Origin of the sequence: Bacillus cereus group sp. MG9 (assembly GCF_040459995.1) — a bacterium.
In the GTDB taxonomy this organism is placed as follows: Bacteria; Bacillota; Bacilli; order Bacillales; family Bacillaceae_G; genus Bacillus_A; species Bacillus_A mycoides.
Window position 1 is genome coordinate 3,328,550 of record NZ_JARVHC010000001.1, and the last position, 14,022, is coordinate 3,342,571.

Sequence of the window (14,022 nt, forward strand, 5' to 3'; positions counted from 1 at the left end):
TGTATTCCGGGCTTTCTTTTTTTATCCCGCTATTTGCCGTGCAGTAAGACCTCCACCTCAAAATTCAGCGGAAGCAAAGAAGTTAGGTGGGGGATCAACTGCCCGTAAAAGCCCGATTGGTGAGGGCTGATAATCAGTGGGGGATGAACAAAACCCCCACTGATTAAAGCTTCACTTTATATTGAAATTTCAAACTCTTTCACATATACCGCTGTTCCCGCAATATCTATTTGTAACTTCTCATTTTCTACATCTTTCGTTACATAAACCGTTACACGACCATCTTTATTTATTTCCTGTCCTTGCTCAACGATTAACTCCAGTTCATGGTCAAAATCTTTCTCCAAATACGTCGCATAATACGCTCCCATTACACCTGAAGCTGTTCCTGTCGCTGGATCTTCAATCGTTCCAGAATAAGGTGATGAAAAATGACGACCGTGCATTTGCACCTGTTCATCATAAGTTTCTAGACAAACTGGATGGATAGAAGCCTTAGGTATTTCTTTTAATACCGATGGAAACGCCTCATTTTTAGGTTTCATTCTTTCACATGCATCTAGATTTTTAATCGGTACAATTACAGTCCAGTTCCCCGTACTTCCATATACAATTGGTACACTTGCATCTAAATCAGTTACTTCTAACCCGATACTATGAGCTAATTCTTCTTTTGAACCTGCAAAATCTTTAAACTGAGGTGCTGCCTGCCTCATTTTAATAAAGGTTTCTCCATTTTCATTTGCACCTATTTGTATTGGTAAAATACCTGCCTTCGTTTCAATCGTAAGGTTTGTTTTTTCTTCTAATAAACCTCTTTCACGCAAGGCATATATAGTGCCAACTGTCCCATGACCACATAAATCCATTTCAAACCCTGGTGTAAAATAGCGCATTCTTATATCTGCTACTTCTGAAGAAAGAACGAAAGATGTTTCGTTAAATCCAACTTTTTCAGCAATACGCTGCATGTCCTCTTCCGTTAATCCATCCGCCTCTAATACAATACCTGCTGGATTTCCCATATTTGGTTTATTCGTAAATGCGTCGTAATGAAATACGTTTATAGTCTTCATTTTTTATCCCCTTATTTGTTCGTTTCATTATTTTTATAATAAATAAGAAAATCTGCCCACTTACCATTCCCCATAGAAAATGCCTCTCTCGTACATTCAAATGAAAAACCAGCTCTTTCTGCAAGACGAATAGATGGCTCATTATCGATATGTATATGTAATTCGATTCTATGAAATTGAAGGCCATTAAAAAATAACGGCAGCGCAGCTATTACACTTTCTGCTCCGTATCCATTTTTCCAATGTTGATTATGAATAGAGTAACCCATCATCGCCCATTGATAGTCCATACGTAAAATTTTTATAAGTTCTAGCTTTCCAATATTGGCGCCATCTTCTTTCTGAAAAATACCTAGAACGTACATTTCATCCCGTCTTGCCGCCTCATCAAATCCTCTTATCCATTCCGTAAACCATTCTTTCGTTGAAGACAACATGTCATGATAGCCATCATCGTATTTATATTGAGATGGTAACCTCTTATTGAATCCATCTAACCAACTTTCATAATCCTCTTTTTGAAATGGACGAATAATCAGTCTCTCTGTCTCTACTTGTAATAGTGGCAGCTTCATTTATATCTCTTCCTTTAATTGTTAATTGAATATTCTTTATTATCTTACACAAAATACAAAATCTAGTAAATCATTATGTTTTTTATAAACAAAAATCCAGTTATGCTTTTTACATAACTGGATTCTTCATTATTTAATAACCTTTTATTTCACAAGAAAAACATCCCTTAATTCCCTCTTCAACACTTTCCCTAAAGCGTTTTTCGGTAATTCGTCCATAAATACAACTTCTGGTATTTTATAGCTTGCTAGTTTTTCTTTACAATGCTGAATAATCTCTTCTTCTGTTAAAGACGTTTGAATATCCTTTACAATGTAAGCTGTTGGAACCTCCCCCCAAAAGTCATTTGGAATCCCAACTACTGCAACTTCTAAAACACCATTTATTTCATGAATTACATCTTCTACTTGATCTGGATATACGTTGTCACCACCGCGTACGATAACGTCTTTATATCTTCCCATAATATGTAGAAACCCATCATCATCTATCATACCGGCATCACCCATGTTAAACCAATTATCTTTTACTACCTTCTTTGTTGCCTCTTCATTATTCCAATATCCTTTAAACATGTACGGGCTTTTCACGTGAATCTCTCCAACTTTATTTGTTGTTAGCTCATCACCTGTTTCTGGATGAACAATTTTCAGCTCTACATGTTTCAAAGTTTTCCCTACAGAAGACATTTTTTCTTTTCCCATATTTGGATGCCAAGAAGTTACTACCCAACCTTCTGTACTCCCATAACCTTGCACCATATAAATACCTTTTTCCATATATTTTTGAATGAGTGTTTCTGGCACCTTTGTACCACCACTTTGCGCTACTTTAAAGGCCGAAATGTTGCGCTCTTTTTTATCTAATTCATCAAGCATGTAACTATAAACAGCTGGGAACGCAAGCATTGTAGTAATTTTCTCTTCTTCAATCTTATCCCAAATAAGAGTAGGATTCGAATCAGCTAAAAAGACCATCGTAACGCCATGATAAATACAATTTAAAATAGAAAGCACGCCACTCATATGAAACAATGGGTGCACTGATAAAAAGCGTTCACCTGCTGGAATTTCTCTTTGCCCCGCAATTTCAGTAAAATAATGGTGTAAGTTTTTATGACCAATTACACATGCTTTTGCCTGTCCAGTCGTTCCTGAAGTAAATAAGTAAATGGCATCATCATCTTCATGAACTTCCACATTCGGCTCTGTTATTGGCTGTTCCTTTAATTTTAATTCAAATGAGCCAAATCCTTCTTTTGTCGTCTCAATTACATAAGGAATTTCTTTAACTGCATTAATCTTTAATACAACTTCACTAAATTCATCATCAATAACTAATACTTTTAATCTCGCTTCTTTTACAATCGATTCTAATTCATAAGCAGTAAGCTGATGATTAAGCGGAATAAATACCGCTCCAATTTTTAAGCTTGCCATCATAACGCTTGGAAACGGATGATTATTTTCGCATAGAATTCCTATACGATCCCCTCTTTTCACACCGGTATGTAACAAATAATGTGCAAGCTGATTTACTCGTTCATTATACTGCTGAAACGAATACTTTTTCTCTCCACCGATAAGCGCTTCCAAATTTGGTGACTGCATTGCTCTTTTTTGTAATAATTGTCGCATCGTTCTCAAGTAAAACTCCCCTTTATATATGTTAGGGTTTTTATTTTACCAGATTAATTATTAATTTACTAAAGATTAAACTTAGTGAATTTAAATAAAGTGAATCTTTAGTCGATGTGAGGTGTTCATCCCCACTGATTATTAGTCCACACCTTACGGGCGGTTAATGCGGGATAAACAAAAATAGCCATCTACTTAACAAGTAAATGGCTATTTCTCCTTATATATTAGAAAACTCCTTATTCATCACATATTTCACATACTCAGGTGCACTTTTGTCAATCTCTTCATCACTGATTTCATATTCCGCACCATATAAATAAAATGATGGTATAAATTCCATTCCTGTATATAAGCTCGTAGCGTGGAATGGTTTCGTTAATTCATTCATTGTAATTCCGCTATTTTTATAGTCTTTTTCTAACCCACCTATAGAAATAGCTACACCAAATTCTTTCCCCTTCACTTTATCCCCTTTTGATCCGTAGGCAAATCCATATGTTAATACATCATCGAACCATTTTTTTAATAATGGTGGTGAGCTATACCAGTAGAGTGGAAATTGGAATATATATCGGTCGTGCTCTACTAACAGCTTTTGTTCTTCTTCAATATTAAATTCCCAATTTGGTGCCACTTTATATAATTCATGCACCGTTATTTCATCTGGATATTTCTCAAGTTCTTCTACCCATCTTTTATTAATTCGAGACTTTTCAATATCAGGATGTGCTACAATTACAAGTGTTTTCATATATTTTCTTCCCCCTTATAAATAATTCAAACGCTTTAGTATTAGTATGAATGAGTCACATATAATTGAAAAGTACGTACTTTAAAGTGCTATAGGAACCTTAAAGTACCTTTGGAGGTGTTATATGAATCAAAATGATAATTGCCCAATCGCAACGACACTCGACGTGATCGGTGGAAAATGGAAAATTCATATTTTATGTGTTTTGGCGGATGGAAAAATGCGAACAAATGAAATAAAACGAGAAATTCCAAACATTACACAAAAAGTTCTCACACAGCAACTTCGGCAACTTGAGGCTGATGGGATTATCCATCGTACTGTATATCAAGAAGTACCACCAAAGGTTGAGTACACAATAAGCGAACATGGAAAATCTTTAATGCAAATTATGGATGAACTATTTGAATGGGGAAAAGACCATCAAATGAAAAGATTACATGACTAGAAAAGTACTATAAATTTTGTTTAATTCTCTACGTTCATATTTCGTGTTTTTATAAAGTTTATTTTTATTTTCTTTAGGCTAACTTGTTTTCTTAGATTGATGGACGTGACCCCACATCCATCAATCTAAAAAGATATAATTAGAAAAATGAAATCCCTATAAAGTTTCGCATATAAACACTGCTCCCCCTCATTAAACGCTCGCCCTATTTTTTCGAATTTCAATTGTATGTAAGCTATAAAGGAGCACCCCTAAACTGAGAATTTTTTCATTATTAGACGCCTTAGAACCTAATGTAATAGTAGGTACATTTAAGCCCATGAACCTTTCACTCCATTCTATAGGCATATATCCTTGCTTACCGATTGCTAATATACGCCCATCTATTGTACTAAGAGTACTTTGAATAAAATCAAACTCTACTTCTATATCGGACAATTTTGTAGCCTTATCAGTCAGCAAAGTACCACGTATCATAGTAAATCCTTGTATCATTTTTTCTTTAAACATACCAATCTGATTATAATTCGAATCATAGATTACCCAATCATATCCGTCCACTTCAGTATGAAAATATGCTAGAATTTTCCCGCTACTCGTTTCTAATGCATATACATCTTTATTATGTAAAAAAGGTATTACTGAAAAAAGAATGTTAGATGAAACTATCTTTGTTCCTGCAACATATCCGCCATCAGGATGATATAAACCATATTGCTTGTTCCGCTTAGGTAATTCTAATACGACAAAAGTCTCAACATCCCAAAACGTCATATTACTTTTCACCGTATTCTTTTGTATCAAATTCCCTTTTCTTAACTGCCAAAATCCAATTCCAAAAAAGATAGAAGAAGCGATAACAAAAAAGATAATCTGCCCCCAATTAATATATCCCCAATCGTCATATACAGTGCATAAAGCGAGAATAAAAATACCCGCTCCAATTAACAGCTTAAACTTCCCTTTTCGCTTATAGTAATCAAATAATTCCATTTCTATATCTTCACCCCTTACTTCTGTTCTCTAACTATTAATATATCAAAAACATAGAATGCTCTCTATCCAAAAGTATGAGTTTCTCTACCTAGGTTATTTGTTACTCTTCATAATTATCAACTAAACAAATTTTATTGCTGTCAATTGAGTTTTCATAAAATTTGTACATAAAGAACAGATAACTTAGCGAACATAAAAGCCTTTTACCAACAAACTAAGATGAAATGTTATAATATATGTAAAAGTCATTTTTTTTTGAAATTACGTAAAGTGATGTTCAAGATTATTAGTATGTTAGAAATTCCAAATAATTATAACGTCACCCGTTCAAATATTAATAGAGGTGAAATCATTGAAAAATCAATATATAGAAACACTTGTCGAAATCATGTTAAAGCATATACCCAATACAGCTGAAAAATCGATGTTATTTGCATTTTACAATGGGGTTGTCACGACGTATAGTTACTTTCATTATGAATCTATGGAAGTATTTGAACATGGCTCAGAAGGGCTTCCATCTAATGAAATTATGGACAATATTCAAAGAGTACGTCATACTGGGAAATCAAACTGGACTGCATTTGTTTTAACTGTCAAAACAAATGGTTTATATGAAGTTGATTATTATGATGATTTAAATCCTACTTTAGAGTGCAGTTCTGCACTACTTTTGCTTGCATACAGCCATTATCATATTGAACCAACCTCTGATTTTGGTAAATCACAACTACAAAGCGCTATTAAAGCAGAAAGTTTTAAGAAAACGTTAAACTACGCGTGTATGAGGAATGACATAGAAACAGTTAAAGAAAAGTTAGTAAACATTAAATTATCTGCATTAAATAAAAAAGGACCTGATAGAAAAACGCCACTTCACATTGCTTGTTTAAATGACAACATTGATATAGTTACATTACTAGTGGAAGCAGGAGCAAATCTGAAGATTAAATATCATGGAGAAACACCTTTTTCCCTAGCATGCGGAAAAGGTAACGTAGAAATTATTAAATACTTAATTTCTAGAGGTGAAAATGCAAATGAAATAATGGTCGGAAAAGTCACTCCTCTTCATTTAATTAGTAAGTCTGGTAATCAAGAAATTGTTCATTATATTTTAGAGCGTATTACAAATATAAATGCGGTGACAAGCAGAAAAAGTTCAGCTCTCCACTACGCAGTGGATGATAACAATCTTGAAGCAGCAAAGGTTTTAATAGACAACAGTATTGATATGGAATTACTAGAAGAATACAAAAGGAGTGCATTAAGTCTTGCTTGCGACCGCAATAAACCAGAGATGGTAGCGCTGTTGTTAGAAAATGGAGCTAATATCCATAGTACAGGACAAGGAAAGGTTACACCGTTACATAGTGCATGTGAACGAGGCTTTATTGAAGTGGTTCGAGTGTTACTACATCATCAACCGAACTTACATGCGAAAGCAACATTATACAGTATGCCAAAGAATCAAAAATTAATAGAAACCCCCATAGAAACCGCTAAACGCCTTGGATACGATGAGATAGTCGACCTTTTGAGTTCAAACTTATGAGAAAGAATGAAAACGAAAGCAACATTTTTATATTTTAGAGTTAATACCATATCACTATCAAACTAATAAAAAAGATACTCCTTAAAAGTAAAAAACGCTATTCTCTCTGTAAATACGTAGGAAAGAATAGCACTTTTTATTTTGAAATAGAAGTCAGCATTTAAACTAAACATGCTAATATTGATTTTGTGCGATTGTCAGTTACCTCATAATAAATTTCTAACCCTTTCCGAGTACCTGTAACGACCTTTGTAGCTTTTAGTTTAGATAAATGTTGACTAATTGTACTTTGAGGCATTTGTAATGTTTCATACATTGTCGTTACGTTAATAGGACCTTTTGCAAGCATTATTTTTACTAATGATAAACGGACAGGATGTGCTAATACCTTCAATACTTCAGTGATTTCTTCATACATTTCTTTCATATTTTTTCTCCCCTTTTATATAACTATTAATGATATCCATATATATAATTCGAAAGGATATACGATTTTATGTCCGTCATTTTAAAAAAATGTTAAAAAATATCTTCAGATGGAAGGAATCTCCCCTCCGTTCAATATTCTATAGATTTTTCTTTCACTAAATATTATGTGGTAGGAGCTTTCCTTACTGAGACCCTCTGCCATTGTTCTCTTGCTGATGTCCATTATTCCCTTGGGACCCTCTGCCGTTGTTCCCTTGCTGATTCCCATTATTCCCTTGCGATTCTCTTCCGTTGTTCCCTTGCCCATTCCCATTATTCCCTTGCGATTCTCTTCCGTTGTTCCCTTGCCCATTCCCATTATTCCCTTGCGATTCTCTTCCGTTGTTCCCTTGCCCATTCCCATTATTCCCTTGCGATTCTCTTCCGTTGTTCCCTTGCCCATTCCCATTATTCCCTTGCGATTCTCTTCCGTTGTTCCCTTGCCCATTCCCATTATTCCCTTGCGATTCTCTTCCTTTATTCCCTTGCTGATTCCCATTATTCCCTTTTGATTCTCTTCCGTTGTTCCCTTGCTGGTTTCCATTATTCCCTTGCGATTCTCTTCCGTTGTTTCCTTGCTGGTTTCCACTATTCCCTTGGGACCCTCTTCCGTTGTTTTCTTGCCCATTTCCATTATTTCCTTGTGACTCTCTTCCGTTGTTTCCTTGCCCATTTCCATTATTTCCTTGTGATCCTCTTCCGTTGTTCTCTTGCTGATTCCCATTATTTCCTTGTGATCCTCTTCCGTTGTTCTCTTGCTGATTCCCATTATTTTCTTTTATTTGCTTCGGTTGTTGTTCCTTAGATTGCTTTTGTTCTATATGCTCTTTCTTCTCGTTGCTTTCTTCTTTTACAGGAGATGCGTCCGATGATGCATCAGAAGATGACTTTTGTTGTTCTTGATTAGACGGAGGTGCAGGTGGAGTAAGCGATTTTTGCTTCTCATTCTCTTGTTTTATATAAACGCCCGTTCCAATCCCTGCTTTCTTGGCATCCTCCCGCATTTGCATCGTACTGCTTTGATATTCAACTGTAATATGTTTTATCTCATACTCTTTCTTTAATTCTTGCATAGCCTTTTCCAACTGAGGTTCTAACGACTTGTCCTTTGTAACAGCTGTTAGCATAACTTGCTTATCATTCGTTAAGTACTTATCCTTTTGACTCTGCTTTATAATAGTACGTATTACGTCTTGCAGATGCTTATTTTCCCACCCTTTCATTTCTTTTAAAATACGCCTTCCATCATCATTACAAGCCCGCAAATCTATAACACGAAGATCTTCCGTTACGCTCGCCTCTAAACTTGGATTTATATCAACTGAGACATAAGCAAACACTTTTTCTTCCGGTTGATTGTAGAAAAACAGCAATACGCATAGAAAACCAGCAACAATTACTGTTGTAGGCTTTAAGAAAGGTGGCATTGAAAAACGCGGTGCTCTTTGCTCTTGTTCGTTAAACGAGATTTCCTCTCCAATCATGTAAGAGTGTACTTTTCTTTTAAACGTAATAAACTCTCCATTTGGAGTTAAAACAACTACGTTATGTTTCTTTATATCCATCACAATTCCTTTATTCATCATGCTTCTCCCCTCTTATATAATCCAGAATATATGTATAGTTGTTTGCAAAGATAATACACATCGCAATAATGTATTTTCGATGTCGCTCCAACGTTTTACGACTTACCCTAACACGTGGTTCAATATGTTTAAGGGGTAACTTTTTCTTTCGGAACAGCTCTTCCATCATTTTCTCGTCTTTTATAATAATCTTTACAATTTCTATTAAGTGCTCACGCGTATCACGATGCTTAGGGGATTCCTTAGCAAGCTCTGAAAATGTGATTTTAAACTCAGCTAGCACACTTTGAAAATGAAGAATTTCCTCCTTACGGTTACTATTTTCCATCTCTTTCATATACTCCGTAAGCGATACTTGTATTTCTAATATTTCCTCTTGCTTATCTTCTTTTAAAAAGACAAGATTATGCTTAGACTCCTTGCGTATATAGTCAATTACATCTCTTTTTATAAGAAGATCAGCAAACGCTAGAAAAGATTTTCCTTTTTTATATGAATACTGTTCAATTGCTTCGTTAAACGCAAACAATCCAATACTATATTCATCATCCTGTTCTGTAATGTACCTGCGGCAGACAGACGAGATTGATTTTCTAATAAACGGCTGATACTGTACGATAAAAGCTTCCTTATCTCCTCCGTTGTTTTGTATGTTAAATACGATATCTTCTATTTTCGTTTTTTTTAAGATTTTCATTACTAAACTCAACACTAGTAATCTCCCTGCCTCCTTCTGCTTCAAATAGCAAAATGGCCACTAAACAAGTGACCATTTAACCACATTTTCTTAGTACTTTTCTTTGGGCTTGTCTTCTTGCTGGTGCTCATATTTTTCGAGGCCGACTTTTTATATGACTATTTTTTCCACTTGTACTAAAGTGAAGTCTGTATTTTGTATTACTTTCTTGTTTTCTTTTGCAATACCACTTGTTCTTCTTGCTCTTTTCTATTTTAGCTGCAATCTTTGAATAACTCTTCGCTATATTTTTGGTAATTTTAGCTTTTTCTTTCATTTGTTTTCTTCTACTTATATATATTCGAAGGAACAAATAATTTTATGGGGGTCAAAAAAATATTTTTTATAAAATAGTTATTTTTTCAAAAATAAAAACCATCAATTGGAAGAAACTCGTTATAACTCCTCCTTATGGTAATTCCTTTGTAAACCTTTTTATTTAAATGTATAATTGTATTAAAAGTCTAAAATTTCAGAATAGGAGGGCAGCGTCATGAAAAGTTTTGGTACGTTAGTAATCTCTACCGTCATTTCAGCAGGCTTAGTGTATTATAATATCGATTCCTTTTATAATAAATTTACATCCGGGAATACATATTACTGGGTAAACGGTATCCTAGCTGCTGGATTCCTTATATCCTTAATTATCAACATAAAAGATATCATCAAGAAAAACTACACAACTTCTGAATCAAATTAAGGAGCCTATTATGGTTCCTTTTTCTATGCAAAATAAAAAAGCAGCTGTTAAGCTACTTTGAATTCTTCTTATCCCCAAATGAAATGATATATATATTCTCCCGTTACACGTTCATTAATTCCAGCGATCCTAGCGAATCTCATTAAGTCCGCCCCTTGAAGAAAATACACCGAGATCGTGACTGGTACTTGTGACCACATGAATTGATAAAGCTCATTCACTCTCTGATTCGTCGAAACGATTAAATCATTTACAGGTCCATGATTCCATGCAGAGGTTTGAACTGAAGTGAACGGAAGGTCTTTCCCATTTACCACTATTCTTACCACACTTTGAGTTATGTCCACAACAATCACCTCCACCATTATAAAAATTAGACCTGTTTCTATACTCATATTCTTGATTAATAATAAATGTTTAAGGCAAACCCCTATTTTCATTTCTACTCAAAAACAATTTATTTGATAAAATAAAAAAGCAGCGGATTCGCTGCTTTAAAATCTACATAACTCCCTTTTCTTTTGCTCTCTCATAAAAAACCGTGCGGCTTACACCTGTAACTTCACATATCTTCTTTACTGTAAACTTGTTTTCCTTTCGGTTTGCAAGCAGATCTAAAGCATGTTCCATATTAGGATTATCATCATCGTACTTCTTAGGGCGCCCTTTATAAACACCACGCTCTTTAGCTAGTTCAATACCTTCTCGTTGCCGCATTCGAATTAGGTCACGTTCTAACTGATTAACACCAGCCATTACAGTGAGTAGGAAAGTGCTGTATGGATTATCGCTTGTAGTATCAAGCCAATTGTCTTTTAACGACTTAATAGAAGCGCCTTTTTCTTTAATTGTTTCTATGATACATTTCATTCGCTAGATTGATAAGCATTTCAAATGCCATCCCACGGTTTCCGAGTCCCATTGTTATTCCTCGCTTTCTATTAGTTGCGATAGGTAAGACTTTGAAGTTATCTCCATCTTTTCCCCCGCTTAGCACTGTACGTGCGACTTTCATCGCATACAGCGCCCCATCTTATCCTTTTATACTAAAGTAACTAGATTACAAGCTTTACGGAGTTTGTTTATTTTCTTCAATTGTTTATCGTTCAATTGAAGAATTCTCATATATGTTCTAATCGTCTCGTCATTTGTAGCGTGAATCAATCTGTGGACAAATTCATGTACAATAATCAGGTTATTAAACTCGTCAGTTCCTCCCATACCTTTCGGTATTTTATGGTGACAGTGCACATCTTCAGCTATTAAGAAGATTCCGATGACAGCGCATTTACCATTTTGCATGGAATACCTGGATATTCTGTTATCTGTATACTCCATGCTTTGTCCTTTATTGGAGGATAGCAACATCTTTTGCATTTCATTGGCAATGTTACCTTTTAGGCTTTTGATGAGTTTTTGTCTTCCTTGCTTAGTATAATTGCATATGTCTTGACTAAAACTTTGAGGGAATCGTGTTTGTATGTCCGCTAGTGGATATACATGATTGCCTGCTATTTCAAAGGTTCTATAATTGTTCCTATGAGTTCTTTTGTATAATGCATTCGCATTGGTAGGAACCTTATATTTCCCTATTGATTTTAGACGATTAAACAAAGTTTTCGAGAGACGAAAGGCTATTTCAGCAAAGTCTATAGTTACATGTGTTGCAATTTTGTAATAATTTTTTATACCAAGCACATAAGAGTTATAGTCCTGTACTGTTTTCCCTGATGGGCTTTTTTGAATTGCTTTAATCCTTGTCTTTGCTTTTTCAAGGATATCCTTTTTCTTTTTCTCGCTTACATGTGTGTTTGCCACATATCTTTCGCGCTTTTTAACAGATTTGATAGAGAACCCCAGAAAATCGGAAGATTTTCTTTTTAGGTTAGTTATAGTCGATTTTTCATTAGATATATTAAGGTTTAATTGATTTTTAAGATAACCTTCTACTGCATGGAATATTTTGATTGCAGATTGATGATTGTTAGTAAATATTTTAAAATCATCTGCGTATCTAACGATATGCATTTTCTTCAATTTTGTTTTTATCAGCAATGGATTTTTGGTTGCTGTTGTGTATGGTCTTCTTGTTTTAATATTCTCCCATTGCCTAGATATCCACCAATCCAAATCGTTTAATACAACATTACTAAGTAATGGGCTTAGGATTCCTCCTTGCGGAGTTCCTTTTGTAGGAATACCTTTTCCTTTGATTGGTGCTTTTAACATTTTAGAGATAATTGTCAGCACCCTTTTATCAGTTATGCCTATGTTGTATAGTTGTTTTAATAACTTGGAATGGTTCACATTGTCAAAGAAACCTTGTATATCAATGTCTACTACGTGACTAAATCTTCCTCTGTTTATCAGATATTGACACCTAGCCATTGCATGGTGTGTTGACCTGTTAGGTCTGAATCCATATGAATGCTTGTGGAATTTTGCCTCGCATATTGGTTCTAGAACCTGTTTGAACATTTGTTGAATCAATCTATCTCTCATTGTAGGGATTCCTAATGGGCGTTTCTTCCCATTAGGTTTAGGTATTTCTACCCTACGTACCGTATTTGGTTTGTAATTTGTGAGAGTTTTTCTAATATCGTCAACGAAGGAATTTACATCTTCCATTTTATAATGGTCGATTGTGATACCATCTGTTCCTTCAGTTTTAGAACCACTGTTAGCCTTTATACTTCTATATGCCAATAGAATATTTTCTTTTGATATGATGTATTTATATAGATTTACACCTTTAGTAGCGTTATTTTCACTACGTTGGTATAAATCATCGAACACTTTTTGTATATCGTAATATTCTGCATGTCGTAATGTTGTACTCACCGATGTATTATTTCCCCTTTCTTACGAAAAGTCCCATCATCTTACTCGATCCTGTGAGTTACATCTAGTTAATTTAGTTTTCAAAGAACAAGACTAGGGACTATCCCTCCACATTCGTTACATGCTTCGTCGGTACTTTGTCCCCACCTTCACAAGAATGAAGCAATTTCGGTTCGTTAGAACCTTATATGCATCTGTCCGCTAGTAGGCGTTGGTGACAGTTTCTTGCTTACCACGTTCCGATTGACTTAGCTATACATATATCCTTAGGTGCTTGCTTTAAGCCTGTTATCTTTACACCCTCATCGTTAGATGTTCCGAATTTCGTATCCTTTACTCTTACTTTTCGGTAGATAACGTCATCATTGACGACATACAAATTTCTATTGTATTAATAATTTAGACCCGTACATTCGCAAGTTCGCCAGTCCGTTATTTTAGACATTCTCACCATAGATATTTTGTAGCATCCCGACCTATCCATTACCATATGATTTCTCACTTAGGTTTTGTTCAGCCGACTTCACCTAGCTTCATACAATTTGTGACTACTATCACGCCTTGCATGTAGGAGTATTAGATAAGTAGTTTCAGCTCAACCTGACGGCTTTCATTCCTACTTTCAGTCAAACAGTTGTTGTTATCAAAT

The 14,022-nt window shown here is 34.9% G+C and carries 13 protein-coding genes and 2 pseudogenes; 3 read left to right on the top strand and 12 right to left on the bottom strand.

Going from position 1 to position 14,022, the window contains the following annotated elements:
* Positions 1-176 precede the first annotated feature (176 nt).
* From QCI77_RS17085 to QCI77_RS17100, 4 genes are all read right to left on the bottom strand, one after another.
* Complete coding sequence (locus QCI77_RS17085; protein WP_353825271.1) at positions 177-1,076, bottom strand: PhzF family phenazine biosynthesis protein; 900 nt, start codon at positions 1,074-1,076, stop codon at positions 177-179.
* An 11-nt stretch (positions 1,077-1,087) separates the two neighbouring features.
* Positions 1,088-1,651: a GNAT family N-acetyltransferase gene (locus tag QCI77_RS17090; protein WP_353825272.1), complete on the bottom strand. Its 564-nt coding sequence runs from the start codon at positions 1,649-1,651 to the stop codon at positions 1,088-1,090.
* A gap of 144 nt (positions 1,652-1,795) precedes the next feature.
* Positions 1,796-3,298, bottom strand: a complete 1,503-nt coding sequence (locus QCI77_RS17095; protein WP_353825273.1) for a class I adenylate-forming enzyme family protein — start codon at positions 3,296-3,298, stop codon at positions 1,796-1,798.
* Between the two features lie 211 nt (positions 3,299-3,509).
* Positions 3,510-4,043 (bottom strand): NAD(P)H-dependent oxidoreductase, encoded by a 534-nt coding sequence (locus tag QCI77_RS17100; protein WP_353825274.1) that lies wholly within the window; start codon positions 4,041-4,043, stop codon positions 3,510-3,512.
* A 124-nt stretch (positions 4,044-4,167) separates the two neighbouring features.
* Between QCI77_RS17100 and QCI77_RS17105 the strand changes: the two genes are divergently transcribed.
* Positions 4,168-4,491 (top strand): winged helix-turn-helix transcriptional regulator, encoded by a 324-nt coding sequence (locus QCI77_RS17105; protein ID WP_002167925.1) that lies wholly within the window; start codon positions 4,168-4,170, stop codon positions 4,489-4,491.
* 192 nt (positions 4,492-4,683) lie between these two features.
* Here QCI77_RS17105 and QCI77_RS17110 read toward each other — a convergent pair whose 3' ends face one another.
* The gene (locus QCI77_RS17110; protein WP_353825275.1) at positions 4,684-5,484 is read right to left on the bottom strand and encodes an ABC transporter ATP-binding protein; all 801 of its coding nucleotides are present in this window, start codon (positions 5,482-5,484) and stop codon (positions 4,684-4,686) included.
* A 355-nt stretch (positions 5,485-5,839) separates the two neighbouring features.
* On the opposite strand from QCI77_RS17110, the gene QCI77_RS17115 reads away from it, so the two are divergent.
* Positions 5,840-7,042, top strand: a complete 1,203-nt coding sequence (locus QCI77_RS17115) for an ankyrin repeat domain-containing protein (protein ID WP_044443245.1) — start codon at positions 5,840-5,842, stop codon at positions 7,040-7,042.
* 160 nt (positions 7,043-7,202) lie between these two features.
* On the opposite strand, the gene QCI77_RS17120 is transcribed toward QCI77_RS17115, so the two are convergent.
* The 3 genes from QCI77_RS17120 to sigI form a co-directional block, all read right to left on the bottom strand.
* On the bottom strand, positions 7,203-7,469 hold the full coding sequence (locus QCI77_RS17120) for an ArsR/SmtB family transcription factor (protein ID WP_002167922.1): 267 nt from the start codon (positions 7,467-7,469) through the stop codon (positions 7,203-7,205).
* Between the two features lie 184 nt (positions 7,470-7,653).
* On the bottom strand, positions 7,654-9,093 hold the full coding sequence (locus QCI77_RS17125) for an anti-sigma factor domain-containing protein (RefSeq protein WP_353825276.1): 1,440 nt from the start codon (positions 9,091-9,093) through the stop codon (positions 7,654-7,656).
* The gene (gene sigI / locus QCI77_RS17130; RefSeq protein WP_002128341.1) at positions 9,086-9,808 is read right to left on the bottom strand and encodes an RNA polymerase sigma factor SigI; all 723 of its coding nucleotides are present in this window, start codon (positions 9,806-9,808) and stop codon (positions 9,086-9,088) included. Before sigI ends, QCI77_RS17125 begins: the two co-directional genes overlap by 8 nt.
* A gap of 517 nt (positions 9,809-10,325) precedes the next feature.
* Here sigI and QCI77_RS17135 point away from each other — a divergent pair.
* Positions 10,326-10,532: a hypothetical protein gene (locus QCI77_RS17135; protein ID WP_000834521.1), complete on the top strand. Its 207-nt coding sequence runs from the start codon at positions 10,326-10,328 to the stop codon at positions 10,530-10,532.
* A gap of 68 nt (positions 10,533-10,600) precedes the next feature.
* Here the strand turns inward: QCI77_RS17135 and QCI77_RS17140 are convergent, their stop codons facing one another.
* From QCI77_RS17140 to ltrA, 4 genes and pseudogenes are all read right to left on the bottom strand, one after another.
* Positions 10,601-10,972 carry a hypothetical protein gene (locus tag QCI77_RS17140; protein ID WP_002165354.1) on the bottom strand — a complete coding sequence of 124 codons (372 nt, stop codon included), beginning with the start codon at positions 10,970-10,972 and terminating at the stop codon, positions 10,601-10,603.
* A gap of 61 nt (positions 10,973-11,033) precedes the next feature.
* Positions 11,034-11,393 (bottom strand): annotated as a pseudogene (locus tag QCI77_RS17145) (recombinase family protein); the annotation flags it as partial.
* Positions 11,386-11,454 (bottom strand): annotated as a pseudogene (locus QCI77_RS17150) (Holliday junction resolvase RecU); the annotation flags it as partial. The pseudogenes QCI77_RS17145 and QCI77_RS17150, both read right to left, overlap by 8 nt.
* 119 nt (positions 11,455-11,573) lie before the next feature.
* On the bottom strand, positions 11,574-13,373 hold the full coding sequence (ltrA, locus tag QCI77_RS17155; RefSeq protein ID WP_193653901.1) for a group II intron reverse transcriptase/maturase: 1,800 nt from the start codon (positions 13,371-13,373) through the stop codon (positions 11,574-11,576).
* Between the last annotated feature and the right edge of the window lie 649 nt (positions 13,374-14,022).

Bases quoted from the DNA above. Each gene is read 5' to 3' on its own strand.
- QCI77_RS17085 (WP_353825271.1), bottom strand. From the start codon at position 1,076: ATGAAGACTATAAACGTATTTCATTACGACGCATTTACGAATAAACCA.
- QCI77_RS17090 (WP_353825272.1), bottom strand. From the start codon at position 1,651: ATGAAGCTGCCACTATTACAAGTAGAGACAGAGAGACTGATTATTCGT.
- QCI77_RS17100 (WP_353825274.1), bottom strand. From the start codon at position 4,043: ATGAAAACACTTGTAATTGTAGCACATCCTGATATTGAAAAGTCTCGA.
- QCI77_RS17105 (WP_002167925.1), top strand. From the start codon at position 4,168: ATGAATCAAAATGATAATTGCCCAATCGCAACGACACTCGACGTGATC.
- QCI77_RS17110 (WP_353825275.1), bottom strand. From the start codon at position 5,484: ATGGAATTATTTGATTACTATAAGCGAAAAGGGAAGTTTAAGCTGTTA.
- QCI77_RS17120 (WP_002167922.1), bottom strand. From the start codon at position 7,469: ATGAAAGAAATGTATGAAGAAATCACTGAAGTATTGAAGGTATTAGCA.
- QCI77_RS17125 (WP_353825276.1), bottom strand. From the start codon at position 9,093: ATGAATAAAGGAATTGTGATGGATATAAAGAAACATAACGTAGTTGTT.
- QCI77_RS17135 (WP_000834521.1), top strand. From the start codon at position 10,326: ATGAAAAGTTTTGGTACGTTAGTAATCTCTACCGTCATTTCAGCAGGC.
- QCI77_RS17140 (WP_002165354.1), bottom strand. From the start codon at position 10,972: ATGAAAATAGGGGTTTGCCTTAAACATTTATTATTAATCAAGAATATG.